Raw genomic sequence first — 23,510 nt, 5'->3', positions numbered from 1 at the left:
CGGGGCCTTTCGCGCATCAGTTTGCCGGAGCAGGGGCTGCGGGGGCCGGCTCGGCGGGCTCGGCCGGCGGGGTCGGAGCCGGCTCGGGCGCTGTGGCCGGCGGCGTCGGAGCGGTCGGCGCAGGCTCGACCGGGGTCTCGGCGGCGGGCGCCTCGGGCGGCGCCGTCTCCTCGACGGCCGGCGCACCGGATTCGCCGGTGGTGGTCGCCGGATCGGGCGTGCCCGTGAAGAACAGGAAGTAGAGAACGATCGCGACGACGAGGCCGCCGAGGATGAACCAGATGGCGCTCGGCCCGCTCGATTCGCGCGACGACACCGTCTCGCGCGTCACCGTCTCGCGGGTGTTCGGGTCGCGGGGCGGGACCGGATCGGTGGGGGGGATGTTCGTCATGGTCAGTGCTCCGTCAGTTCCGGCGCGCGAGATCGGCGCCTTGCCGTTTCCTCAAGGGCCGAGGCCCCGGAGCGCGCGCCGGTTCCGGTCACGCGCTCTCGGAAACTGGAACTAGAGCGCAGTTTTCATCCGAACACCCGGCGGAAGATCGTATCGACATGCTTGGTGTGATAGCCGAGGTCGAACTTCTCGCGGATTTGCTCTTCCGAAAGGGCTGCCGTGACTTCCTTGTCGGCCAGAAGCTCTTCTAGGAAGTCAGCGCCGTGCTCCCAGACCTTCATGGCGTTGCGCTGGACGAGGCGGTAGGAATCCTCGCGGCTGAGGCCAGCCTGCGTCAGCGCAAGAAGCACTCGCTGCGAATGCACGAGGCCCTTGAACTGGTTGAGGTTCTTCTCCATCCGCTCAGGGTAGACGAGGAGCTTGTCGACGACGCCTGTGAGGCGCGCCAGCGCGAAGTCGAGCGTGACCGTCGCGTCCGGTCCGATCATGCGCTCGACGGAAGAGTGCGAGATGTCACGCTCGTGCCAGAGGGCGACATTTTCCATCGCTGGCAGGGCGTAGGAGCGCACCATGCGGGCAAGGCCCGTCAGATTCTCGGTCAGCACCGGGTTCCGCTTGTGGGGCATGGCCGAGGAGCCCTTCTGGCCGGGCGAGAAATACTCCTCCGCCTCCAGAACCTCGGTGCGCTGCAGGTGCCGGACCTCGACGGCGAGCCGCTCGACCGAGGAGGCGATGACGCCGAGCGTTGCGAAGAACATGGCGTGCCGGTCGCGCGGGATGACCTGCGTGGACACGGGCTCGGGCTTCAGGCCGAGGGCCTTGGCGACATGCTCCTCCACGCGCGGGTCGATATTGGCGAAGGTGCCGACGGCCCCGGAGATGGCGCAGGTGGCGACCTCTTCGCGGGCGTGGACGAGGCGCTCACGGCAGCGCTCGAACTCGGCATAGGCCAGCGCCAGCTTGACGCCGAAAGTCGTCGGCTCGGCGTGGATGCCGTGCGAGCGACCGATCGTGATCGTGTCCTTATGCTCCATCGCGCGGCGCTTTAGGGCCGCCAGCAGGGCGTCGAGATCGGCGAGGAGGATCTCGGAGGCGCGCACGAGCTGCACGTTGAAACAGGTGTCGAGAACGTCGGACGACGTCATGCCCTGATGGACGAAGCGCGAGTCGGGGCCGACGAATTCGGCCAGATGCGTCAGGAAGGCGATGACGTCGTGCTTGGTCTCGCGCTCGATCTCGTCGATGCGATCGACATCGAAGGTCGCCGCCCCGCCTTTCTCCCAGATCGTCCGGGCGGCTTCCTTCGGGATGACGCCGATCTCGGCGAGGGCGTCGCAGGCATGCGCCTCGATCTCGAACCAGATCCTGAACTTCGTCTCCTGCGACCAGACGGACACCATCTCGGGGCGGGAGTAGCGGGGGATCATCGGCGTGGGCTTTCTGCGTGCGGAAGGGAAGGCCTGCCTCTAACAGAGCATCGCGGGCGCCTCAATCCAAAGGCACGGGAACCGCGATGTAGCGCATATCCGGCCCTTCAAAACCGACGCTCTTGACCCCGATCAGCGCAACGGCGCGCATCTCTTCGAGGCCGTTCGCGGCGACACGGATTTCCGCGAGCCGGTAGTCGTAGGCGCAGTTGCGGCTTTCGGGGAGGGCCTCGTCCTCATGCAAAAGCGTTGCCGTCTCGCCGGCATCGGCTGCAATCCGCGTCAGTCGGAAGCCTGCCGGGCTGTGGCCGAGGTCTGCGCAATAGTCGGGAGCCCCCGGTACGTTGAAGAGCGAAATGCGCAGTTCGATCGGCACGTCGATCGGCGGCTCGATCGCGCGGGGCAGGAAGACGACGCGCTGCGGATCAGCCGAAAGCTCGGTCGGCGGATTGGCGGCGGCGAGGTGACCGGGGTTCTGCTCCGGCGCATGCTCGTCGAAGAGGGTGACTGCCTGCCGGCGTGCCTCCGCGCGGGCTTCCTCCACACTGTCTCCGTTGTCCTCCAGCCGCACGCGCACGGGCGAGGGGGCGAGAAAGCGGTCCTCGTCGAGATCGACGAAGAAGATCTCAGCGTAGGGGAAGCCCGAGCCGTCCTGAATACCGTACTGCTCGAAGGCGAAGACGCGGCCGTCGCCCGAAAAGCCCAGCGAGTTCAGCGTCGCGACATCGCCCGCCGCGGCCGGCGAGGCGAGCAGCGCGAGGATGGCTCCCAGGCGCGTCTTCATCGAAGCGTACTCCAGCATGGTAGCGTGTCGCCCTCGGCCGGCGTGGCGGAGTAGACGCCACGCGCGATCGCCCGAGCCATTGCGCTCGCGGCGCCCGCGGCGAGTTCGATCGTCTGGAGCGGATCGGGTGCGATGCCGCTCGCCCCGGTCGCGAGCGCGAAGACGAGATCGCCGTCGAAATCGGTGTGCGCCGGCCAGAGTGCGCGTGCGAAGCCGTCATGCGCCGCGATCGCGAGACGCCGCGCTGCCGCCTTGGTCAGAATCGCGTCCGTCGCGATGACGGCGATGGTCGTGTTGGCGCCGGCCCGCGCGCCGAGCTTGGTGCGTGGGGCCGCAGCGTCAGCCGGGAGCGATGCGGGCCAACCGAGGCCGCCAAACTCGCCGCCCACCTCGAAAGGCGCGGCCCAGAAATAACGGCTGTCGCCGATCAGCGGCGAGCCGACGGCATTGACGGCGACGAGCGCGGCCACTGTCAGGCCGCTCGACAGGACGAGCGAGGCCGAGCCGAGCCCGCCCTTCACGTTCGCCGTCGTCGCCCCCGTCCCGGCGCCGACGCTGCCGGCCTCGAAGTACTGCGCCGCGTTCGCCGCCGCTTCGTAGCCGAGTTCGCGATAGGGCGAGAAGCGGCTCCAGCTCTTGTCGCCGCCATTGGCGAGGTCGAACAGGATCGCCGACGGGACGATCGGCACGCGATGACCCGCCACCTCGAAGCCGCGCCCGCTCTCGCGCAGGAACGCCTGCGCGCCGCTGGCCGCGTCCAGCCCGAAGGCCGAGCCGCCGGACAGGACCAGCGCGTCAACCACCTCGACGGTGTTTTCCGGCGCGAGGAGGTCCGTCTCGCGCGTCCCCGGTGCGCCGCCGAGAATGGCGACGCCGGCGGTGGCTGCGGGCTCCGCGATCACGACGGTGGAGCCGCTTTTCAACCGCGCGTCGCCGGCGTGGCCGACGAGAAGGCCAGCGACGTCGGTCAGGAGATTGCGTCCACCGGGCCTCATCAAGATTGCGGGGCGGGCACGAAGCGTTCGCCATCCCAGACAAGGAGGTTGAAGAAGTCGCGCTCCGCATCGCCGGCAGCGTCAAAGCGCACCGGGCCGAGCACGGTGTCGAACGTCGCGGTGTTCAAGGCTTCGGCGGGAGCCTGGGGCACTCGGTCCAGCGCCTGCAACGCCACCTGCGCGCCGGCGAAGGCCGGAGCGTAGTAGCCTTCGGCGACGACGCTCGAATTCTCGGCGGTGCCGGGAAGAGCCAGCGCGTCCTCGTTGGCGGCCAGCGCGCGCACGCCCTGCGGAAGTTCGACGTCCTCGCCCGGCGCGTCGAGCAGCGATTCGCCGCCGACGATGTCGAGCGTGACCCCGACTTCGCCCGCGTCACGCGCGATAACGGCGATATCCGTGCGCGCCCCGAAAGCGAGGATGCGCGTGACGCCGCTCTGCGCGATGCGCCGCGCGAGGCCGAACTGGCGCTCTTCGGCTGGGCGGTAGTTGTCGACGAGGGCCGGCTCGATCGATTCGGGTCCGAGCCGCGCGCGCACCTCGTCGGCGAGGTCGCGGCCATAGGCCGAGCCGTCCTCGATGATGCCGAAGGGCACGTCGCGCCAGTTCTCGCGCACGAAATCGGCGATGGCGTCGGCCTCGTCGTCTGAGCGGGGGGCGAGCCGCCAGACGAGTTGCCCGGTCCGCTCGCGGCGGTCCGTCAGCCGGTTGGCGCGGACACCGATGTCGATCACCGGGATCTGCGCGTCCGTCAGGATCGGCAGAGCCGCCTCGATGGCCGCGGTGCAGAGGAAACCGACGACCGCGGCAACCTCCTGTCGCACGAACTCGCGCGCGGCGCTCGCGCCACCCTCTGCCGTGCATTCGTCGTCGGCCGCGATGAGCGGTCTTCGCGCTCCGATGGCTCCCGCCGCTCCCGCCACGACCTGCCGGCCGAGGATCTCCGACGGCCCGGACAGCGGCGCGACGACGCCGATCGGACGTGCCTCCTGGGCCTGCGCAGAAGCAGGAGCGATGCCAGCGACAAGAACGGCGAGAAGGGCGGGGCGGAGCGACATGACGTCGATCCTAGCGGAGCCTTTACGATCAGGCGAGAGCGCGTCGGTTCGTCCCTTGATTCAGGGCCACTGCCCTTGTTTAGTCCGCCCGTTGCACGCCGATGAACGGCGGCCCAGGGAGATTCCTTCATGAAGACCAGGTCCATCCTCGCGCTGACCGCCGCCGCGCTCGCCCTCAGCACCGCCTCGACGCTAGCGCAGGACGGGCCCGTCCGCCTCGGCTTCATCGGCGGCATCACCGGCCCGATCGAGAGCCTGATGCCTCCGATCACCGACGCCGCGCGCCTTGCGGTTTCGCAGGTCAATGAAGGCGGCGGCATCGGAGAAGATCGTCAGGTCGAGCTCGTGATCGGCGACGATGGCTGCATCGACGCCCAGCGCGCCTCGAACGCGGCCGACGCGCAGGTGAATTCGGACGCCGTCGTCGCCATCGTCGGCGCCATGTGCTCGGGCGCGACGATCGCCGCCGCCAACGCCGCCGCCATCCCCGCCGGTGTCGTCATGGTTTCGCCGGCCTCCACCTCGCCGGCCGTCACCGCGCTCGAGGACAACGACCTCGTTTTCCGCACGGCCCCGTCCGATGCCTATCAGGGCGAGGTTCTGGCACGCGTCGCGCGCTCGCAGGACATCGACAGCGTGGCGATCACCTACGTCAACAACGACTATGGCACGGGCTTCGCGCAGGCGTTCCAGGCGGCCTTCGAGGCCGAAGGCGGGACGGTGCTCACCTCAGAAGCGCATGAGGACGGCAAGGCCGACTACCGAGCCGAGATCGGCTCGCTCGCTTCGACGGGCGCCGACGCGCTGGTGGTGCTCGCCTATGTCGACGGCTCGGGCGGGCGCATCGTCCAGCAGTCGCGCGAGACAGGCGACTTCTCCACCTTCATCGGCGGCGACGGCATGGTGGGCGCGAACCTCACCAACGTGACGGGCGGCGACGAGACGCTGATCCTGACTCGTCCGGGCGGGTCGCAGGCGGCCGGCGCAGGCGCCTTCGCGGAAGCTGCGGCTGGCGCGAACCTCGATCCCGAGGCGACCTACGCGGCGACCTCCTACGATGCGGCCTTCGCGCTGCTCCTGGCGATCGAGCAGAACGGCGGCTCGCGTGAGGGCCTCAACGAGGCTCTGCGCGCCGTCACGTCCGAGCCTGGCGAGGTGATCCTGCCGGGTGAGTGGGCCAAGGCCAAGGAGCTGATCGCGGCCGGCACGGACATCAACTACGAGGGCGCGTCCGGCGCGATCGACTTCGACGACAATGGCGACGTGCCGGGTTCGTATGACGAGGTGACCGTCGAGAACGGCACGATCGTCGTCGTCGGCCCGGCCGAGTAGATTCTCGACGAATGAAACGAGAAGGGCCCCGGACGGCGACGTCCGGGGCCCTTCTCGTTTGTCGGCGATCAATCGTCTTCAGTCGCGGCCGCGCAGGCGCTCGGGCAGGACGCCGTGCGGGGCGAAGCGGAGGACGAGCGTGATCGTCAGGCCGATGACGAAGACGCGCATCTGCAGGGCGCGGCTGTCGAGATCGCCCGGCGCCACCCAGCCGAACAACTGGTTGCCCCAGTCACGCGCAAGACCAAACAGCGCGAGCGCCGCAGGTTCCGACATCACCCAGATGATGTAGACGAGCACCGCGCCGAAGATCGCGCCGCGATTGTTGCCCGCGCCGCCGAGGATCACCATGACCCAGACGAGGAAGGTGTGGTTGAGGTCGACGAAGCCGGACGGATCGAAGATCGAACCGAAATGGACGAGGATCGCGCCGCCGATGCCGATCAGGACGCAGCCGAGGATGAAGATCTCCAGCCGGCGCCCGTTGACGTTCTTGCCCATCGAGGACGCGGCGTCCTCGTTGTCGCGGATGGCGCGCATCATCCGGCCCCAGGGCGCGTGGTAGGCGCGCTGCACGAGAAGATACACGACGAGGAGGATCACAGCCGTCAGCGCCAGGTAGAACCCGCGCGCCCAGAGGAAGCCGAGTTCCTGCACCGTCGGCGTCGGCCAGGGCAGGGGCGAGACGGTCAGCGTTCCCCGCGTCAGCCAGTCGGCGTTGCGCAGGAAGGTCTTGATGATCTGAGCGATGCCGAGCGTTGCGATGGCGAGGTAGTCCGCCCGCAGACCGAGGCAGATCTTGCCGACGACCCAGGCGATGAGTCCGGCGACGACGCCCGCTGCGACCCAGCCGACCAGCACCGGCAGGCCGAAGCCGCCGATGAAGCCCGCCTCGCGCTCGATCAGCGTCGTCGGCGCGTCGAACTTGGCCGAGACGACCATGAAGGCGACGGCGCCGGCGATGATCGTCAGCGCCGTGACGAGCCCCTGCGGCAGGCCGATGCGCCGCCCCTGCGCCACGAGGCCGACGAAGGCGATGGCCCCAATCAGCCAGAGGATCGCGATGCCGAGCATCGGCGCGCCGTCGGATGCCCAGAACGCCTCGTTCACCGGGAAGGTGAAGAGGACGGAGGCGAAGGCTCCGGCCATGATGAAGCCCATGACGCCGACGTTGAAGAGGCCGGCATAGCCCCACTGGATGTTGAGGCCGATCGCGATGATCGCGTAGGCGGCCGCCTCCACCAGCATGCGCGTGGCGTAGGCCGAACCCTGCAGCGCGTAGACGAGCGCGACGAGGACGCCGAGCCCGGCGAAGAGCGCGATGTCGCGGCGGTAGGAGCGCTTCGGCCGGCGGTCTTCGGTGGGGGTGAGGATCGTCATCTCAGAAAACCCTTCCCTTGAAGATGCCGGTGGGCCGGTAGATCAGAACCACGACGAGGATCACGAAGGGCACGACGAGGCGATATTCGGTGGGCACCACCGCGAGGCTCGCCGGCACCGCGAAAGGCAGGATGTCGGCCAGCGGGCGCAGGATCACCGAGAAGTTGAAGATCGCGAAGGTCTCCGCGAAGCCGATGATGAAGCCGCCGGCGATTGCCCCGTAGGGCTGGCCGATGCCGCCGAGGATGGCGGCCGCGAAGATCGGCAGGAGCATGTTGTAGGCGAGGTCGGCGCGCAATGAGACGTCGAGCGCCAGCATGGTGCCGGCGAGCGCCGCGAGCCCGCCGCCGATGATCCATGTCGCCTTCACCACCGTTTCCAGCGGGATGCCGGTTACGCGTGCGAGTTCCGGGTTGTCGGAGACGGCGCGCATCGCCTTGCCCAGGCGCGAACGCGTCAGGAAGAAGTGCAGTGCGACGACGGCGAGGATCGTCAGCAAGATCAGCCAGATCTGCGGCTCGGTGACGACGATCGGCCGACCGCCGGTGGGGATGCGGAAGATGTCCTTCGGTGCGTTCAGATACATGTCGCGCGTGCCGGTGCCGGCGAAGAGGCGGATGAGACCCTGCAGCATCAAGGTGACGCCGATCGAGGCCATCACGAGCACGACGGGGCGGGCGCCCTTGTCGCGCAGCGGCTTGTAGAACGCCTTATCGAGCCCGATGGCGAAGAGCGCCGTCAGGCCCATGACGACAGGCAGGAGCGCCAGCGCGAGCGGCACCGGCAGATCGACGCCGAAGGAGGCGAGAAGCGCAGCGAGCATGAAGGCGAAGAAGGCGCCTGCCGTCATCATGTCGCCGTGGGCGAAATGGGCAAAGCGCAGGATGCCGAAGATCAGCGTCACGCCGACCGCGCCAAGCGCGTAGACCGAGCCGAGGATCAGCCCGCCGATGACGCCGCGATTGATGAGGAAGACTAGCTCGTCCAAAGGATTGCCCGGGCGATTGGAGTTCGGTTCGTCACGGCGTCAGCCGCCGAGGAAAGAGCGCGCGACTTCGGGGTCGGCCAGAAGAGCCTCGCCCGTATCGGTGAAGCGGTTGGTGCCGCCAGCCAGCACGAAGCCCTTGTGAGCGATGCCGAGCGCCTGTTTGGCGTTCTGCTCGACCATCGCGACGGTGACGCCGGTGGCGTTCACCGCGAGGATGCGGTCGAAGATCTCGCTCATGAAGAGAGGCGAGAGGCCGGCCGTGGGCTCGTCGAGGAGGATCAGCTTCGGGTCGATCATCAGGGCGCGGCCGACGGCGACCATCTGGCGCTGCCCGCCCGAAAGCTCGCCCGCGGGCTGATTGCGCTTGTCCTTCAGCGGCGGGAAGATGTCGTAGACGCGCGAGAGGAGACCCGAGAAGTCGTCCCGGCGCACATAGGCGCCCATCTCGAGATTCTCGTGGACGCTCATCGTCTTGAAGACGTTCGCTTCCTGCGGCACGAACGCCATGCCGAGCTTCGCCAGCTTCTCGGCCGGGCGGTTGGTGATGTCGTGCCCGTCGAAGACGATGGAGCCGGACGTCACCTTCAGGAGGCCGAACATGGCCTTCAGCGTCGTCGACTTTCCCGCGCCGTTGGGACCCACGATGACGCCGATCTCGCCGGCCTCGAGCGACAGGTCGACGCCCTTGAGGATGGACGTTCCGCCGTAGCCGGCGACGACCTTGTCGAGCTTCAGGATGCTCATGCGCCCGCTCCGCCTGCCCTGGTGGTCGCGTGGCCCGTCGCCGAGCCGCCGAAATAGGCCTCCACGACGGCCTCGTTCGCCTGAATCTCGGAAAGTGTGCCCGTCATCATCACGGAGCCGGCGGCCATGACGATCACCGGATCGCAGAGGCGGCCGATCAGGTCCATGTCGTGCTCGATGACGAAGAAGGTGTAACCGCGCTCCTGATTCAATCTCTCGATGTTGGCCGCCAAGTCGTTGAGAAGCGTGCGGTTCACGCCCGCGGCGATCTCGTCGAGAAGCACGACCTTGGCATCGACCATCATCGTGCGGCCAAGCTCAAGAAGCTTCTTCTGGCCGCCTGAGAGATTGCCGGCGAGTTCGTCGCGCACATGGCCGATCTTCAGGAAGTCGATCACCTCTTCGGCCCGTTCGAGCACTGCGCGCTCACGGGCCCGCACCCGGCCGGGAAAGACCCAGGCGGCGAGGACGTTCTCGCCCGGCTGCTCGGGCGGCACCATCATCAGGTTTTCCAGAACCGTCAGGCGCGAGAACTCGTGCGCGATCTGGAAGGTGCGCAGGACGCCACGATGGAAAAGCTTGTGCGGCGCCTCACCGGTGATGTCCTCGCCGTCGAGGAGGATCTGGCCGGAGGACGGCGCGAGATTGCCCGCGACCATGTTGAATAGCGTGGACTTGCCCGCGCCGTTCGGACCGATGAGCCCGGTGATCGAACCCTTCTCGACGCGCAGCGAACAATCGTCGACCGCAACGAATCCGCCGAAGCGGCGCGTCACGTTGCGCACCTCGATGACAGGCTTGATCTCTTGTTCGATGGCCATCGTGGCCTCGTCTCCAGGCATTTGGGGGAATTTCCGGGCGAAACGCCGTTTACGTTCGCGTCGCGCTTCTAGAGGAACTGTCGAAGAGTTCAAACCCTTCGATTGAACGCGCGAGGCTTGCGGGCGCATCACGATCGTGCCAAGCGCCGGGTCGCAGCCTTCCTCGCGCGCACTTAAGTGAGCGCGAAGGACTGCGGGACGGGCCGCAATGACCGGGATGCTCAGGCGTTGAATGTGCTGACGAGTTCGACCATCGAACGATCGACCTTCCGCGAGGCGATGAGCCGATTCGCGGCGGCGGTGAACCTCGTGACGACCGATGGCCCGGCCGGCCGGCGCGGGGTGACCGTGACCTCTGTCTGCTCAGTCTCGGACCAGCCGGCCTCGCTGCTGGTCTGCCTCAATCTTTCCAGCCCGCTCAACGCTCGCTTCGAGGAGAACGGCGTCTTCGCCGTCAATCTTCTCGGCCAGACCTCCGAAGAGGTGGCGCGTGTCTTCGCTGGTGAGGGTGGACTGGATGCCGAAGCGCGCTTCGCCAGCGCGCGCTGGGTCACGCTTTCGACCGGGGCGCCCGTTCTCGAGGGTGCGCTCGCGAGTTTCGATTGCCGCCTCGTCGACAGCCGGACGGTCGCCACCCATCGAGTGATGATCGGCGAGGTGGCGGCGGTTCGCCTCGGCGAGCCCGGCCGAAGCCTTCTTTATCGCGACAGGCTCTATCACGGCTTCTGAATCGGCGCGGTCGCCGTGGCGCGTGACGCGTGGCATCCCTATGTCATCCCGGGCGGCCGGACGGCCGTGACGGGGAAGGTGCCATGAGCGAAACACAGACCATGCCGGGCGACGTGCTGGCCGTCGCCGAACGATGGGCCGGCGAGGGCCGCAGGCTGGCGCTCGCGACCGTGATCGAGACCTGGGGCTCGGCCCCGCGACCCGCCGGAAGCCATCTCGTGATCGACGCGGACGGCAATTTCGAGGGCTCGGTCTCCGGCGGCTGCGTCGAGGGCGCGGTCATCGCGGAAGCCGCGGACGTCATCGAAAGCGGCACTGCGCGCACGCTGGAGTTCGGCGTTGCCGATGAGACCGCCTGGCGGGTCGGGCTTTCCTGCGGAGGGCGCATCAGGGTCCATGTCGAGAGGCTGGAGGCGTGAAGCTCGCTCTCCTGCGCGCTTTGAACGAGGCGAGGGCTGCGCGGCGCGCCGTCGTCGTGGAGACCCGGCTCTCGGACGGAGCGCAACGCCTCGTCGAGGAGAGCGAGGCGCAAGCCGGCTCACGGGGCGAGGCGATCGTCAAAGCGCTGCGCTCGGGCCGCTCGGTGGACGTGGAGGAGGGTGGCGAGACCTACTTTATCAACGTCCATCTGCCGCCGCCGCGCATCGTGGTGGTCGGTGCAGTCCACATCAGCCAGGCGCTCGCCCCGATGGCGCGGATTGCCGGCTACGATATCGAGATCATCGACCCGCGCACGGCTTTCGCGACGCCCGAGCGCTTCGAAGCTAGCAGGCTCCATGCCGAATGGCCGCAGGACGTTCTCACCGCGCGGCCGCTCGATCCGTATTGCGCACTGGTCGCCGTGACCCACGATCCGAAGATTGACGATCTTCCGCTCCGGGCGGCGCTGGAGGCAGGCTGCTTCTATGTCGGCGCGCTCGGCAGCCGCAAGACGCACGGCAAGCGCGTGGAGCGGCTGCAAGCTGCCGGCCTGGACGAGCGCGCGATCGCGCGGATCGAGGCGCCGATCGGCGTCGATATCGGTGCGTCCTCGCCGCCCGAGATCGCCGTCGCCATTCTCGCCTCCATCATCGAGGCGTTCCGCAAGCGCCACATGCACCCGGAACGGCGCGGCGAGATGCGCGCGGCATGAAGTTCGGCACATTCCCGCTCAAAGAGTGCGAGGGCGCGATCCTTGCCCATTCGGTGCGCCTTCAAGACGGCCGGCTCGCCAAAGGCACACGCCTTGACGCCGACACGTTGGCCCGCCTTGAGGAGGCCGGAAAAAGCGAAGCGACGGTGGCGCTGCTCGATCCTGGCGACGTGCCGGAGAACGAGGCCGCCGCGCGCATCGCCGCGGCGCTCGCAGGCTCACGCATCGGCGCGGCACCGGCGGCGACGGGCCGCGCGAACCTTTTCGCAGGCGAGGCGGGAATCCTCTTGCCCGACAAGGCGACGATCGATCGCCTCAACGCGCTCGATCCCGCGATCACCCTCGCGACGCTGCCGGCCTACGCGCCCGTGGACCCGGGCCGCATGGTCGCGACGGTGAAGATCATCCCCCTTGCCGTGCCAGGGGCGGTGCTGGACGAGGCCATCACGCTCCTGTCGGGCGGCAGGGCGCTGCGCCTGAAGCCATATCGCGCCCATCGCGTCGCGCTCATCCAGACCGAGCTGCCGGGCCTGAAGGCGAGTGTCCTCGACAAGACGCGGCGCGTCCTGGAGGATCGTCTCGCCGCGTCGGGATCGGAGATCGTCTCCGAGCGGCGCGTTCCGCATCGGCAGGACAGTGTGGCGCAAGCCTTCCGCGAGAGCTCCAGCGCGGATCTCATCGTGGTCTTCGGCGCTTCCGCAGTGATCGACATCGACGATGTCGTCCCGGCGGCCGTCCGCGATGCCGGGGGACGCGTCCGCCATCTCGGGATGCCTGTCGATCCCGGCAACCTCCTTCTTCTCGGCGCGCTCGGCACCGCGAAATTGCTGGGGGCGCCGGGCTGCGCGCGCAGCCCGCAGGAGAATGGTTTCGATTGGATTCTCAATCGCCTGCTGGCCGACATTGAAGTGATGCCAAAGGATATATGGCCGCTCGGAGTCGGCGGACTCCTGATGGAGATCGCCGCCCGTCCCCAGCCGCGCGAGGCCGAGACGATGTCGGATGAGCCGGTCGTGGCGGCCCTCGTGCTGGCCGCCGGGCGCTCCAGCCGGATGGGCGCGGCGAACAAGCTTCTGGCGACCTTCGATGGCGTGCCGCTGATCCGCCGCTCGGTCGAGACCGCGCTCGCCAGCCGCGCGGCCTCCGTCACCGTCGTCGTCGGCCACCGGGCGGACGAAATGCGCGCGGCGCTGGAGGGCCTGCGCGTCGAGGTGATCGACAACCCGGACTATGCCGAAGGGCTCTCGACCTCCCTCGTCGCGGGCTTTCGCGCGTCCGAGGGCGACGGCGTCCTCGTCATGCTGGCCGACCAGCCGGCGCTGACCCCCGCCCATCTCGACGCGATGATCGAAGCCTTCGCGCCCGCCGGCGAAGGCTCCATCGTTCTGGCCACCGACGACGGGCGCCGGCGCAACCCGGTCCTGCTCTCGCGCAGTTTCGCAGAGAGCGTCGAGACCCTGACGGGAGACGTCGGCGCGCGTGGCATCGTCGCCGCCAATGGCGAGCTGGTGCGCGAGGTGGAGATCGGCGCGGCGGCGAGCCTCGATGTCGACACGCCGGAGGCGATGGCACGCGCGGGCGGCGTCCTCGCGGGCTGAGTCCGCGAAAGCTCCGCTTCATTTTCGAGGCGCACGCTGTACGCTCGGCGGCACCTGCGCCGCCGCAGACAAGGAGCGTTGCCGATGCCACCCCGCGTTCTTGATGCAAGCTTCGAGCGGATGCTCGCCGGATACGGTGTGACCACCGCCGAAGTTCTCTATCGCATGCCGGACCACCCAGCCTTCCTGCAGAGCTTCTCTTGGCAGTTCGACGACATCGCGCCGCATTATCCGCGCCTGCGCCGCTTTCTCGACCACTGGGAACGTGAGGTCGAGGCGGCGATCCACTCCGTTCGCGTGATGCATCGTGGCTTGATCGCGCCGCAGGAGGTGCGGATGGTGCGGGACGCCGGCGTCCTGCACTGAAGCCGGCTAGAGAAGGCCCGCAGCCTTGAAGCTTGTGTGCCCGGACCGGCCGATGATGAGGTGGTCGTGAAGGGCAATGCCGAGCGGCTTCGCGGTGGCGGCGATCGTCTTCGTCATGTCGATGTCGGCGCGGGAGGGCGCCGGGTCGCCGGACGGATGATTGTGGACGAGGATCAGCGCTGTCGCAGAGAGTTCGAGCGCGCGCCGCACCACCTCGCGCGGATAGACGGGCGTATGGTCGATCGTGCCCGTCTGCTGCACCTCGTCGGCGATGAGAGCGTTCTTCTTGTCGAGGAAGAGGATGCGGAACTGCTCGCGCGTCTCATGCGCCATCGCCGCCCGGCAGTAGTCGAGGAGAGCGGCCCACGAGGAAAGCAGGTCCCGCCCGCGAAACTCCTGGCGCAATGTGCGTTGCTGGAGTGCGGTGAGGATGCGGAAATCGAGCGCTGTCGATCGGCCCATTCCGTCAACCTCAGCAAGAAGATGCGGCGGTGCGTTGAGAACCTGCGAGAGCGATCCGAAGCGGGCGAGAAGCGTCTTGGCGAGCGGCTTCACGTCGCGTCGCGGAATGGTGCGGAAGAGCACGAGTTCCAGAAGCTCGTAGTCGGCAAGGGCAGCTTCGCCGGCCTGCGCGAAACGATCGCGCAGCCTGTCCCGATGGCCGTCGTGATGCGGCTTCTCGCGCTCGGCTTCCCCCACGGCCGCCCGCTCAGGCGGCGGCTGCGGGCGCAAAGCCCGGCATGTCGAGCCCGCCCGGCGAGAGCGTGAAAATCTCGTAGCCGGTATCGGTGACGCCGACCGTGTGCTCGTATTGCGCAGAGAGCGAGCGGTCGCGCGTCACGGCCGTCCAACCGTCGCTCAGGATCTTCACGGCCGGGCGGCCGAGATTGATCATCGGCTCGATGGTGAAAATCATGCCGGGGCGCATCTCGGGGCCTTCGCCGCGTCGCCCGTAATGCAGGATGTTCGGCGCATCGTGGAAGAGCTTGCCGACGCCATGGCCGCAGAAATCGCGGACCACGGAGCAGCGCTCGGCCTCCGCGTAGGTCTGGATCGCGGCGCCGATGTCTCCGGTATGCCCGCCCGGCCGAACCGCCTGGATGCCGAGCATCATGGAGCGGTGGGTGATCTCGCACAGGCGCTCGGCGGCACGCTTGAGCTTGCCGACCGGATACATGCGCGAGGAATCGCCATGCCAGCCATCGACGATCAGCGTCACGTCGATATTGACGATGTCGCCCTCGCGCAGCGGCTTCTCGTTCGGCTGGCCGTGGCATACGACGTGGTTGATGGAGATGCAGGTGGCGTAGGGATAACCGCGATAGTTGTACGTTGCCGGCACGGCGTCATGGCGCCGCGCGAAGTCGAACACGAAGTCATCGATCGCCTGCGTCGTCACGCCTGGCGCCACCATCGCCGCGACCTCGTCGAGGCAGAGTGCGGTGAGGCCACAGGCGCGGCGCATCCCCTCGAACCCGTCCGGTCCATAGAGGCGGATGACGCCGGTGTTGCGCAGGGGCTCGGCTTCGGCTTCGAGATACTGGGTCATGGCTCGGCGGTGCTGGCTGGCCGGCAGCCCCGAAACGGGCGCGGCGTTCACTTGTCAAGCCGATGTCGCACCGATGGGCCGACGCTTCAAGACCTTCACGATCTCCAGCGTTATCTGGCGCGCACATAGCTGCCCGGTGCGGGCTCGATTTCGGCATGGTCCTTCCCGCCGACGGGACGGGCCGGCACGGTGCCGGGAGAGCGCCTCTTCAGCCAGGCCTGCCAGTGAGGCCACCACGAGCCCTTCGTCTCCTTCGCGGCCTCCGCCCAGTCCTCGAAGCTCTTCGCCTCGCTTGGTTCCTCGCCCGTCCAGAACTGGTACTTGTTCTTCGCAGGCGGGTTGACGACGCCGGCGATATGGCCCGACCCCGACATGACGTAGGTGACCTGGCCTGCGAAGGCGGTGCTGCCGGCGTAGACACTCTTCGCCGGGGCGATGTGGTCTTCGCGCGTGGCGAGGTTGTAGACCGGGATCGTCAGTGAGCGAAGATCGATGTCGACGTCGCCGATCCGCATTTCGCCCTTGGTGATGCGGTTTTCGAGATAGCAGTTCCGTAAATAGAACATATGGTTCGCGCGCGTCATTCGCGTCGCGTCTGAGTTCCAGTAGAGAAGATCGAAGGGCAGGGGCTCCTTCCCCTTCAGATAGTTGTCGACGAAATACGGCCAGATCAGTTCGCCAGACCGCAGGAGGTTGAATGCGGTTGCCATATGGGTTCCGGCGAGCGTGCCGGTCACCGTCATGGTCTCCTCCAGTGCCTTGAGCTGGCCCTCGTCGACGAAGACGAGAAGGTCTCCGGCGTGGGCGAAGTCCACCTGCGTGGCAAGAAGCGTCAGCGTGCGGATGCGCTCGTCACCGCGCGCCTTCATGTAGGCCGCACCGCAGGCGAGCAGCGTGCCGCCGACGCAATAGCCGATCGCGTCGACTTCGCTTTCGCCCGTCACCGCCTCGATCGTGTCGAGCCCGAAGACGAGCCCTTCCTCGATATAAGCCTGCCAGTCACGGTCCATGTGCCGCGCATCGGGGTTGACCCATGAAACGACGAAGACCGTGTCGCCCTGCTCGACCAGCCAACCGATGAAGCTCTTCTCGGCGTTGAGGTCGAGGATGTAGAACTTGTTGATCCAGGGCGGCGAGATGAGGATGGGCCGGCGCCGCACGGTCTTCGTGGCGGGTGCGTACTGAATGATCTGGCAAAGCTCGTTCTGCGCGATCACTGAGCCGGGCGTCGTCGCGATATTGCGCCCGACTTCGAAACTAGCCACGTCCGATTGGCGGAGCTTGAGGACGCCGGCACCCGCCGTCATGTCCTCGGCGAACATCTTCATGCCCCGGACGAGATTCTCGCCGTTCTGCTCCAGCGTCTCGCGGTAGAGTTCAGGGTTGGTCAAGACGAAGTTCGACGGCGAGAGCGCGTTCGAGATCTGACGGACGTAGAAGGCTGCCTTCTGACGGGTGTGGGGGTCCAGTCCCTCGGCCTTCGTCACGAGATCGTCCGCCCAGCGGGTCGTGAGCGTGTAGACCTGCCGCAGGAAGTCAAAGAACGGGTTGCGCTGCCATTCCTCGTCGGAAAAGCGCTTGTCGCCCCTGGCGGGCGGTGTCGCCTCAGTCGTCTCCTGCGGATCGCCCGACATGCGCCGGATCGATCGGCTCCAGATGTCGAGATAGCCGGCGAAGAGATAGGTCTGCGCCTCCAGCGCGCGTCCGGGCTCGCTCAGCCAATACTGCCCGACCTTGGAGAGCGTCGAGACCATCTCGCCGTAGATGGACGTCGCCGGGTCCCGCATCCGCCCGCGCTCGCGCGGCTCGACCCACGCCGCCGCAGCCTTGCCGAGATTCTCCAGCACATGCGCCATGTTGCGCGCGAACGCTTCGGGATCGCGCACGAGATAGTCGGAGCCCGGCGGCGGGCCTTCCGGGGGCTCGCGATGGGTCTGCGACATCTATGCTCCTCTCGCCACATGCGCCTGCCCTTAAGAAAGGGTCGCCGCGCCGCTCTGTCACCCTTCGGACGACGAAATTCGTCGCCGCACCGCACCCGAAGCCGCGTCCGCGATTTGCCGGAGAACGGTTTCGGGGTAAAGCTCGTCGAAGCGGCGAACGGGATGATGATATGATGCTTCGGTGGCGCAATACGGCGATGGCGATCGCGGGCCTTTTGACGCTGAACGGCTGCGCCGCCTACATGCCGCGCGACGAGACGCCCACACCGCCGCCCGGTTTCACCGGCCCGCCGGCTCCTTCTGGACCGTCCTCGCAGAGGCTCGGACGCGACGGCTATCCGCTGATCGGAGCCTATCCGACGACGGCCGGCCCGCAGGCCGATCAGGCAACGGTGGCCGCGACGCAGGCGCGGTTTGCCAATGTCGCTGCTCGCGCCGGGCCGGCGGGCACTGCGCGTTACGACCAGTCCGTCTCCGAACTGTCCACGCTGGCCTCCACCCGCCAGAGCGAGGCGGCGGCCCGTGCGGCGGAGGCACGGCGCTCGACGCAGGAGCTACGCGATCTCGCTCGCGAGCGGCAGGAGCGCGCCCGCACGCCCTGAGGCTTTCTGGCGGGCGAAACGACATCGCATCCTGATTGCGGCGCAAGGGGTGGCGGCGTAAGACGTGGCCTTGCTGTTTCGGGAATGGTGCGATGGAAGAGTTCCATAAGGTCCGCAGGCTGCCGCCTTACGTCTTCGAAGAGGTCAACAGGAAGAAGGCCGCCGCGCGCGCCCGCTCCGTCGACATCATCGATCTCGGCATGGGGAACCCGGACCTTCCGACCTCGAAGTTCGTCGTCGACAAGATGTGCGAGGCGATCCGCGATCCGCGCACGCATCGCTATTCCACATCCAAGGGCATTCCGGGGCTGCGCCGCGCGCAGGCCGCCTACTACGAACGCCGCTTCGGCGTGAAGCTCGACCCGCAGACGCAGGTCGTCGTCACGCTGGGCTCGAAGGAGGGCTTCGCCAACATGGCGCAGGCCATCACCGCGCCGGGCGACGTGGTGCTGTGTCCGAACCCGACCTATCCGATCCACGCCTTCGGCTTCCTGATGACGGGCGGCACGATCCGCTCCATCCCGGCCAAGCCCGACGAGGACTTCATGCGCGCGGTGGATCGTGCCGTGCGCCACTCGATCCCCAAGCCGATCGCCATCATCCTCAACTACCCGTCCAACCCCACGGCCTACGAGGCGAGCCTCGACTTCTACGCCGAGGTGGTGAAGTTCGCGCGCGAGAACGAGATCATCATCCTGTCCGATCTCGCCTATGCCGAGATCTATTTCGACGGCGCACCGCCGCCTTCGGTGCTGCAGGTGCCCGGAGCGATGGATGTCGCTGTCGAGTTCACCTCCATGTCGAAAACCTTTTCCATGCCCGGCTGGCGCGTGGGCTTCGCCGTCGGCAACGAGCGCCTGATCGCTGCGCTCGCGCGGGTGAAGTCGTATCTGGACTACGGCGCCTTCACGCCCATCCAGGTTGCCGCCACGGCCGCGCTCAACGCGGGCGACCAGCCGGTGGCCGAGGTGCGCAACGTTTATCGCCACCGCCGCGACGTCTTGTGCGATTCCTTCGAGCGTGCGGGCTGGCACGTTCCGCCGCCGTCCTCGACCATGTTCGCCTGGGTGCCGATCCCCGAGGCGCACCGCGCCATGGGCTCGCTGGAATTCTCCAAGCTGCTGATCGAGAAGGCGGACGTCGCCGTCGCGCCGGGCATCGGCTTCGGCGAGTTCGGCGACGACTACGTGCGCATAGCACTGGTGGAGAATGAGCACCGCATCCGCCAGGCGGCCCGCAACATCCGCCGCTTCCTTGCCACCGGCGGGGAAGACAGGCACAACCCTGCCGCGCCGGCCGAGACCTCGGCCGCGCTCTGAAACGACAGAAGAGGGGGGCGTCATGGATCGCCCGTTGAAGCTCGGCCTCGCCGGGCTGGGGACCGTCGGTGCCTCGCTGGCCCGTCTAGTGAAGGACCGGCAGGAGCTTTATGCGCGCCGCGCAGGTCGGCCGATCGAGATCGTGGCCGTCTCGGCGCGTGATCGCATGAAGGATCGCGGCGTCGACCTCTCCGCGATCGAATGGTTCGACGACCCGGTCGCACTGGCGGAGAAGGCCGATATCGACGTTTTCGTCGAACTCGTCGGCGGCTCGGACGGGGCGGCCTATGACAGCGTGAAGGCGGCCCTCGGGCGCGGCCTGACGGTCGTGACCGCCAACAAGGCGCTGCTTGCCCATCACGGCGTTCAGCTTGCCAGGCTCGCGCAGAAGAAGAACGCCGCGATCCTCTTCGAGGCGGCTGTGGCCGGCGGCATCCCGATCATCAAGACGATGCGCGAGGCGCTTCGCGGCAACGCGACGAGCCGCGTCTACGGCATCCTGAACGGCACCTGCAACTATATGCTGACGCGCATGGAGAAGGAGGGTATCGCCTTTGAGGATTGCCTCGCGGACGCCCAGCGCCTCGGCTACGCGGAGGCCGACCCGACCTTCGACATCGGAGGCTTCGACGCGGCCCACAAGCTCGCGGTTCTCACCTCGCTCGCCTTCGGCTGCGAGATCGACCTCGATTCGATCTTCATCGAGGGCATCGATCAGGTCTCCAATGCCGACATCGAGGCGGCGGCCGAACTCGGCTTCCGCATCAAGCTCCTCGCCGTCGCCCAGCGCACCGAAACCGGCATAGAGCAGCGCGTGCATCCGACGATGATCCCGGCCTCCTCGGCGCTGGCGCAGATCGACGGCGTGACGAATGCCGTCGCCGTCGACACCGATCTCCTCGGCTCGATCCTCCTTGCGGGCCCGGGCGCCGGCGGCGAGGCGACGGCCTCGGCCGTCCTCTCGGACGTGATCGACGCGGCGGGGTCGGCCAGGGTGCCGCCGCTCGGCCTGCCGGCAAATGAACTTGCTCCCTACAAGCGTGCCCGGATGCGGGCACACGAGGGCGGCTACTACATCCGCCTCTCGGTGCTGGATCAGGTCGGCGCATTCGCTTCCATCGCGAGGCGGATGGCCGAGAACGGCATTTCGCTGGAATCCATCGTCCAGCGCCGGCGTGACCAGACCGATGACGGCGCGACCCGTCCCGTCGTGCTGATCACCCACGAGACCACCGAGGCGGCCGTGCGCAAGGCGCTGGAGCATGTCTCGCGCGACGGGCATCTGCGCGGCGAGCCGCGGATGATCCGCATCGAGGCGCTGAACTGACGAGGAGCCGGCGGCGCAGCGACATTGCGCCGTCATCGCTTTCCAGCATAAGACCACGCCACCGGGAGGCGTGAGACCATGACCATCACCGTCGATCAGAACGATCCGCTCGAGCGCATCCTTTCCATCGAAGTCGCGAGGGTGACCGAGGCCGCCGCCATCGCGGCCGCTCTCCTGCGCGGACGTGGAGACGAGAAGGCCGCAGACCAGGCCGCCGTCGACGCGATGCGCTCGGCGCTCTCGCGCCTGCCGGTGGATGGGACGATCGTGATCGGCGAGGGAGAGCGCGACGAGGCACCGATGCTCTTCATCGGCGAGAAGGTCGGCTCCCGCGAGGGGCCCGCGGTGGACATCGCGCTCGACCCGCTCGAAGGCACGACGGTCTGCGCGAAGAACCTGCCGAACTCGCTGACGGTGATCGCGGTGGCCGCCAAGGGCAGCCTTCTCAACGCCCCCGACGTCTACATGGAAAAGATCGCGGTCGGGCCGGGCTATCCCGAAGGCGTCGTCTCGCTGCGCCGCAGCCCGCGTGAGAACCTGGAGGCTCTGGCCGCCGCCAAGGGTGTCCCGATCGGCGAAATCACCGCCTGCATCCTCGACCGCCCGCGCCACGCCAAGCTGATCGAGGAGATCCGCGACTGTGGCGCGGCAATCCGGCTGATCGGCGACGGAGACGTTGCGGGCGTCATCCACACAACCGATCCCGAAGAAACGGGGATCGACATCTACATGGGCATCGGCGGCGCGCCCGAGGGTGTTCTCGCGGCGGCAGCCCTTCGCTGCATGGGTGGGCAGATGGAGGGGCGCCTCCAGCTCAACACAAACGAGAAGCGCGCCCGCGCCGAGACGATGGGCGTGACCGACCCCTATCGCATCTACACGCTCGGGGATCTGGCGAGCGGCGACGTCATCTTCGCCGCGACGGGCGTCACCTCCGGCAATCTCCTCGGCGGCGTGCGCTTCTATCGCAACCGCATAGAAACGCACACGCTGGTGATGCGCTCGCGCACCCGCACGGTCCGCGACATCCGATCGCGCCATTACGACCGCGCCCGGTTCGGGCTCTGACTGCGCTTCGCGAGCCGATGCCGTGAGCGCAGGAGGCCGGCTTTTCCTCGGTGTCGAGCGGTCGTTGCGCGCCCAGCGCTGGGAGCACGCCCTCTCGCTGCGCGCGGAAGGGCGTGCGGTAGAGATCGCGCAGCGTCACGGCCTGCCGGACATCGTCTCCCGCCTCCTGGCGGCGCGCGGGGTGGAGGCGGAGGACGCACAGCGCTTCCTGTCGCCGACCGTACGTGACCTGATGCCCGACCCCTCGACGCTCACCGACATGGACGCGGCCGCCGCACGCATCGCCGATGCCATCGAGCGTGATGAGACCATCGCGATCTTCGGCGACTACGACGTCGATGGGGCGGCCTCCTCGGCGCTTCTGGCGCTCTATCTGCGCCATTTCGGGCGCGAGCCGGCGATCCGCATTCCCGACCGGATCACGGAAGGCTATGGGCCGAACCCGGCCGCGATGCGCGATCTCGTCCTTGGCGGCGCGACGCTGATCGTCACGGTCGATTGCGGCACCACCTCGGCGGAAGCGCTGGACGCGGCGCGCATGGCTGGTGCCGACGTCGTGGTCCTCGATCATCATCAGACGGGCGCTTCGCTGCCGCAGGCCGTGGCGATCGTCAATCCGAACCGGCAGGACGATCTGTCGGGGCAGGGGCATCTTTGCGCGGCCGGCGTCGTTTTCCTGGCGCTCGTGGCCGTCTCGCGCGAACTGCGCCGTCGCGGGCGACCGGCGGCGGGTCTGCCGGATCTCCTTTCGTTTCTCGATCTCGCGGCGCTGGCGACGGTCTGCGACGTCGTCCCGCTTGTCGGTTTCAATCGTGCGCTGGTCGTGCAGGGGCTGCAGGTGATGCGCGGCGCGGAGCACGCGGGACTGCGGGCGCTGGCGCGTATCGCGCGGCTCGCCGGTCCGCCTGACGCCTATCATCTCGGCTTCCTGCTCGGGCCGCGCATCAACGCCGGCGGGCGGATCGGGGAATCTCATCTCGGTGCCCGGCTCCTGACGACGGCGGACGAGGCGGAGGCCGAGGCCCTGGCGCTGCGCCTCCATCTCCTGAACGAGGAAAGACAGGCGATCGAGCGCGACATGCTCGCGCAGGCAGAAATGGAAGTCGCCAATGAAATCGGCGCGGGCGAGGGGCCGCCGATCCTCGTCACCGCTCGGGCCGACTGGCATCCCGGCATTGTCGGGCTGGTGGCCGCGCGTCTGAAGGAACGCTTCACGCGCCCGGCCTTCGCCATCGCCTTCGACGGGGCCGGCAAGGGCAGCGGCTCGGCCCGTTCGGTGCCGGGCTTCGACGTGGGGCGCCTCGTGCGCGAAGCCGTCGAGGCGGGCATCGCGACGAAGGGCGGCGGGCACGCGATGGCCGCCGGCCTCTCGCTCCAGCGCGAGCGGCTCGCAGATTTCCGCGATTTCGTCGAAAGCGAGGGCCGCAGGCGCCTCGGCGACCGGCCGCAGGTGCAGAGCCTGCAGATCGACGGCGCCGTGGCCGCCGGGGGGCTGACACTGGAACTGGCACGCACCGTCGCGCAGGCTGGCCCTTATGGAGCCGGGCACGCTCAGCCGATCTTTGCCCTGCCGCAGCACCGCGTGACGAGCGCCGCGCCCGTCGGCGCGGGCGGCCATGTGCGCGCCACCCTGAAGGCGATGGATGGCGCGACCGTTTTCGCGATCGCCTTCCGCGCGGCTGGTACCGATCTCGGCGCGCGTCTGCTGGAAGCCGGGAGCCGCCCCTTGCACGTCGCCGGATCGCTCTCGATCGACCATTTCCAGGGCCGCGAGAAAGTCGCCTTCCGCATCGTCGACGCCGCGGACGCTTTCGCCTGAGGGTGAGGCCCGGCGAGCAGACGCTCCCTCATCTAGTTTGTGACGATCGAGCGCGAGGCGGACGAGGGCGACTTCGAGGGGGACGATCGCATCGTCAAGCGGTGAGTGGGCCGGCTCTTGAGCTTGGCGAACACGCCGCGG

23 protein-coding genes are annotated in these 23,510 nt (G+C 68.0%); 11 read left to right on the top strand and 12 right to left on the bottom strand.

Translation table 11 applies throughout. The features are described from left to right. Positions 1-16: 16 nt before the first annotated feature. From H1343_RS09890 to H1343_RS09870, 5 genes are all read right to left on the bottom strand, one after another. On the bottom strand, positions 17-391 hold the full coding sequence (locus H1343_RS09890; protein WP_185982756.1) for a hypothetical protein: 375 nt from the start codon (positions 389-391) through the stop codon (positions 17-19). Between the two features lie 125 nt (positions 392-516). Beyond that, positions 517-1,818, bottom strand: a complete 1,302-nt coding sequence (gene purB / locus H1343_RS09885; RefSeq protein ID WP_185982755.1) for an adenylosuccinate lyase — start codon at positions 1,816-1,818, stop codon at positions 517-519. Positions 1,819-1,879: 61 nt separating this feature from the next. Then, positions 1,880-2,602 (bottom strand): DUF2259 domain-containing protein, encoded by a 723-nt coding sequence (locus tag H1343_RS09880; RefSeq protein WP_185982754.1) that lies wholly within the window; start codon positions 2,600-2,602, stop codon positions 1,880-1,882. After that, entirely contained in the window at positions 2,599-3,600 is a 1,002-nt protein-coding gene (locus H1343_RS09875) for a P1 family peptidase (protein WP_185982753.1), read from the bottom strand. The genes H1343_RS09880 and H1343_RS09875 overlap by 4 nt, the downstream gene beginning before the upstream one ends. Next, positions 3,597-4,652, bottom strand: coding sequence for a branched-chain amino acid ABC transporter substrate-binding protein (locus tag H1343_RS09870; RefSeq protein WP_185982752.1), 1,056 nt, complete (start codon positions 4,650-4,652; stop codon positions 3,597-3,599). Before H1343_RS09870 ends, H1343_RS09875 begins: the two co-directional genes overlap by 4 nt. Before the next feature lie 129 nt (positions 4,653-4,781). Here H1343_RS09870 and H1343_RS09865 point away from each other — a divergent pair, with 129 nt between their 5' ends. Then, on the top strand, positions 4,782-5,984 hold the full coding sequence (locus H1343_RS09865; protein ID WP_185982751.1) for an ABC transporter substrate-binding protein: 1,203 nt from the start codon (positions 4,782-4,784) through the stop codon (positions 5,982-5,984). A gap of 78 nt (positions 5,985-6,062) precedes the next feature. On the opposite strand, the gene H1343_RS09860 is transcribed toward H1343_RS09865, so the two are convergent. From H1343_RS09860 to H1343_RS09845, 4 genes are read right to left on the bottom strand one after another with little or no spacing between them, the layout of a single operon-like run. Then, complete coding sequence (locus tag H1343_RS09860; protein WP_185982750.1) at positions 6,063-7,364, bottom strand: branched-chain amino acid ABC transporter permease; 1,302 nt, start codon at positions 7,362-7,364, stop codon at positions 6,063-6,065. Position 7,365: 1 nt separating this feature from the next. Next, on the bottom strand, positions 7,366-8,352 hold the full coding sequence (locus H1343_RS09855; protein ID WP_185982749.1) for a branched-chain amino acid ABC transporter permease: 987 nt from the start codon (positions 8,350-8,352) through the stop codon (positions 7,366-7,368). A gap of 39 nt (positions 8,353-8,391) precedes the next feature. Next, the gene (locus H1343_RS09850; protein WP_185982748.1) at positions 8,392-9,096 is read right to left on the bottom strand and encodes an ABC transporter ATP-binding protein; all 705 of its coding nucleotides are present in this window, start codon (positions 9,094-9,096) and stop codon (positions 8,392-8,394) included. Beyond that, entirely contained in the window at positions 9,093-9,917 is an 825-nt protein-coding gene (locus H1343_RS09845; protein WP_210270021.1) for an ABC transporter ATP-binding protein, read from the bottom strand. The genes H1343_RS09850 and H1343_RS09845 overlap by 4 nt, the downstream gene beginning before the upstream one ends. 234 nt (positions 9,918-10,151) lie before the next feature. Here H1343_RS09845 and H1343_RS09840 point away from each other — a divergent pair, with 234 nt between their 5' ends. The 5 genes from H1343_RS09840 (at position 10,152) to H1343_RS09820 (ending at position 13,742) form a co-directional block, all read left to right on the top strand. Further along, a complete protein-coding gene (locus H1343_RS09840; protein ID WP_343048869.1) occupies positions 10,152-10,646 on the top strand; it encodes a flavin reductase in 495 nt (164 codons plus the stop codon). A gap of 83 nt (positions 10,647-10,729) precedes the next feature. Further along, positions 10,730-11,065, top strand: a complete 336-nt coding sequence (locus H1343_RS09835) for an XdhC family protein (protein WP_425484579.1) — start codon at positions 10,730-10,732, stop codon at positions 11,063-11,065. Then, positions 11,062-11,778 (top strand): XdhC family protein, encoded by a 717-nt coding sequence (locus H1343_RS09830; protein WP_185982747.1) that lies wholly within the window; start codon positions 11,062-11,064, stop codon positions 11,776-11,778. The genes H1343_RS09835 and H1343_RS09830 overlap by 4 nt, the downstream gene beginning before the upstream one ends. Further along, complete coding sequence (locus H1343_RS09825) at positions 11,775-13,376, top strand: NTP transferase domain-containing protein (protein WP_185982746.1); 1,602 nt, start codon at positions 11,775-11,777, stop codon at positions 13,374-13,376. The genes H1343_RS09830 and H1343_RS09825 overlap by 4 nt, the downstream gene beginning before the upstream one ends. Before the next feature lie 84 nt (positions 13,377-13,460). Beyond that, entirely contained in the window at positions 13,461-13,742 is a 282-nt protein-coding gene (locus tag H1343_RS09820) for an usg protein (protein ID WP_185982745.1), read from the top strand. 6 nt (positions 13,743-13,748) lie between these two features. Here H1343_RS09820 and radC read toward each other — a convergent pair whose 3' ends face one another. From radC to phaC, 3 genes are all read right to left on the bottom strand, one after another. After that, complete coding sequence (gene radC, locus H1343_RS09815; protein ID WP_246332924.1) at positions 13,749-14,474, bottom strand: RadC family protein; 726 nt, start codon at positions 14,472-14,474, stop codon at positions 13,749-13,751. Then, complete coding sequence (gene map / locus H1343_RS09810; RefSeq protein ID WP_185982744.1) at positions 14,452-15,291, bottom strand: type I methionyl aminopeptidase; 840 nt, start codon at positions 15,289-15,291, stop codon at positions 14,452-14,454. Before map ends, radC begins: the two co-directional genes overlap by 23 nt. A gap of 110 nt (positions 15,292-15,401) precedes the next feature. Further along, positions 15,402-17,234 carry a class I poly(R)-hydroxyalkanoic acid synthase gene (gene phaC / locus H1343_RS09805; RefSeq protein WP_185982743.1) on the bottom strand — a complete coding sequence of 611 codons (1,833 nt, stop codon included), beginning with the start codon at positions 17,232-17,234 and terminating at the stop codon, positions 15,402-15,404. 170 nt (positions 17,235-17,404) lie between these two features. Here phaC and H1343_RS09800 point away from each other — a divergent pair, with 170 nt between their 5' ends. The 5 genes from H1343_RS09800 to recJ all read left to right on the top strand — a co-directional run bounded on the left by H1343_RS09800 (position 17,405) and on the right by recJ (position 23,369). Next, positions 17,405-17,836, top strand: a complete 432-nt coding sequence (locus H1343_RS09800; RefSeq protein ID WP_185982742.1) for a hypothetical protein — start codon at positions 17,405-17,407, stop codon at positions 17,834-17,836. A 92-nt stretch (positions 17,837-17,928) separates the two neighbouring features. Next, positions 17,929-19,155: an LL-diaminopimelate aminotransferase gene (locus H1343_RS09795; RefSeq protein WP_185982741.1), complete on the top strand. Its 1,227-nt coding sequence runs from the start codon at positions 17,929-17,931 to the stop codon at positions 19,153-19,155. Positions 19,156-19,177: 22 nt separating this feature from the next. Beyond that, the gene (locus tag H1343_RS09790) at positions 19,178-20,482 is read left to right on the top strand and encodes a homoserine dehydrogenase (protein WP_185982740.1); all 1,305 of its coding nucleotides are present in this window, start codon (positions 19,178-19,180) and stop codon (positions 20,480-20,482) included. A 78-nt stretch (positions 20,483-20,560) separates the two neighbouring features. After that, on the top strand, positions 20,561-21,550 hold the full coding sequence (gene glpX / locus H1343_RS09785) for a class II fructose-bisphosphatase (protein WP_185982739.1): 990 nt from the start codon (positions 20,561-20,563) through the stop codon (positions 21,548-21,550). 22 nt (positions 21,551-21,572) lie between these two features. Then, positions 21,573-23,369 (top strand): single-stranded-DNA-specific exonuclease RecJ, encoded by a 1,797-nt coding sequence (gene recJ, locus H1343_RS09780; protein ID WP_185982738.1) that lies wholly within the window; start codon positions 21,573-21,575, stop codon positions 23,367-23,369. The last annotated feature ends 141 nt before the right edge of the window (positions 23,370-23,510 follow it).

The sequence above is a fragment of the Aureimonas mangrovi genome (assembly GCF_014058705.1).
GTDB lineage: Bacteria > Pseudomonadota > Alphaproteobacteria > Rhizobiales > Rhizobiaceae > Aureimonas > Aureimonas mangrovi.
Note: the sequence above shows the minus strand (reverse complement) of the source record. Positions and strands in the feature narration are given on the sequence as shown.

Coding starts and splice junctions, on each gene's coding strand:
- H1343_RS09890 (WP_185982756.1), bottom strand. CDS start 391: ATGACGAACATCCCCCCCACCGATCCGGTCCCGCCCCGCGACCCGAAC.
- purB (WP_185982755.1), bottom strand. CDS start 1,818: ATGATCCCCCGCTACTCCCGCCCCGAGATGGTGTCCGTCTGGTCGCAG.
- H1343_RS09880 (WP_185982754.1), bottom strand. CDS start 2,602: ATGAAGACGCGCCTGGGAGCCATCCTCGCGCTGCTCGCCTCGCCGGCC.
- H1343_RS09870 (WP_185982752.1), bottom strand. CDS start 4,652: ATGTCGCTCCGCCCCGCCCTTCTCGCCGTTCTTGTCGCTGGCATCGCT.
- H1343_RS09865 (WP_185982751.1), top strand. CDS start 4,782: ATGAAGACCAGGTCCATCCTCGCGCTGACCGCCGCCGCGCTCGCCCTC.
- H1343_RS09860 (WP_185982750.1), bottom strand. CDS start 7,364: ATGACGATCCTCACCCCCACCGAAGACCGCCGGCCGAAGCGCTCCTAC.
- H1343_RS09850 (WP_185982748.1), bottom strand. CDS start 9,096: ATGAGCATCCTGAAGCTCGACAAGGTCGTCGCCGGCTACGGCGGAACG.
- H1343_RS09845 (WP_210270021.1), bottom strand. CDS start 9,917: ATGGCCATCGAACAAGAGATCAAGCCTGTCATCGAGGTGCGCAACGTG.
- H1343_RS09835 (WP_425484579.1), top strand. CDS start 10,730: ATGAGCGAAACACAGACCATGCCGGGCGACGTGCTGGCCGTCGCCGAA.
- H1343_RS09825 (WP_185982746.1), top strand. CDS start 11,775: ATGAAGTTCGGCACATTCCCGCTCAAAGAGTGCGAGGGCGCGATCCTT.
- H1343_RS09820 (WP_185982745.1), top strand. CDS start 13,461: ATGCCACCCCGCGTTCTTGATGCAAGCTTCGAGCGGATGCTCGCCGGA.
- map (WP_185982744.1), bottom strand. CDS start 15,291: ATGACCCAGTATCTCGAAGCCGAAGCCGAGCCCCTGCGCAACACCGGC.
- phaC (WP_185982743.1), bottom strand. CDS start 17,234: ATGTCGCAGACCCATCGCGAGCCCCCGGAAGGCCCGCCGCCGGGCTCC.
- H1343_RS09800 (WP_185982742.1), top strand. CDS start 17,405: ATGATGCTTCGGTGGCGCAATACGGCGATGGCGATCGCGGGCCTTTTG.
- H1343_RS09795 (WP_185982741.1), top strand. CDS start 17,929: ATGGAAGAGTTCCATAAGGTCCGCAGGCTGCCGCCTTACGTCTTCGAA.
- H1343_RS09790 (WP_185982740.1), top strand. CDS start 19,178: ATGGATCGCCCGTTGAAGCTCGGCCTCGCCGGGCTGGGGACCGTCGGT.
- glpX (WP_185982739.1), top strand. CDS start 20,561: ATGACCATCACCGTCGATCAGAACGATCCGCTCGAGCGCATCCTTTCC.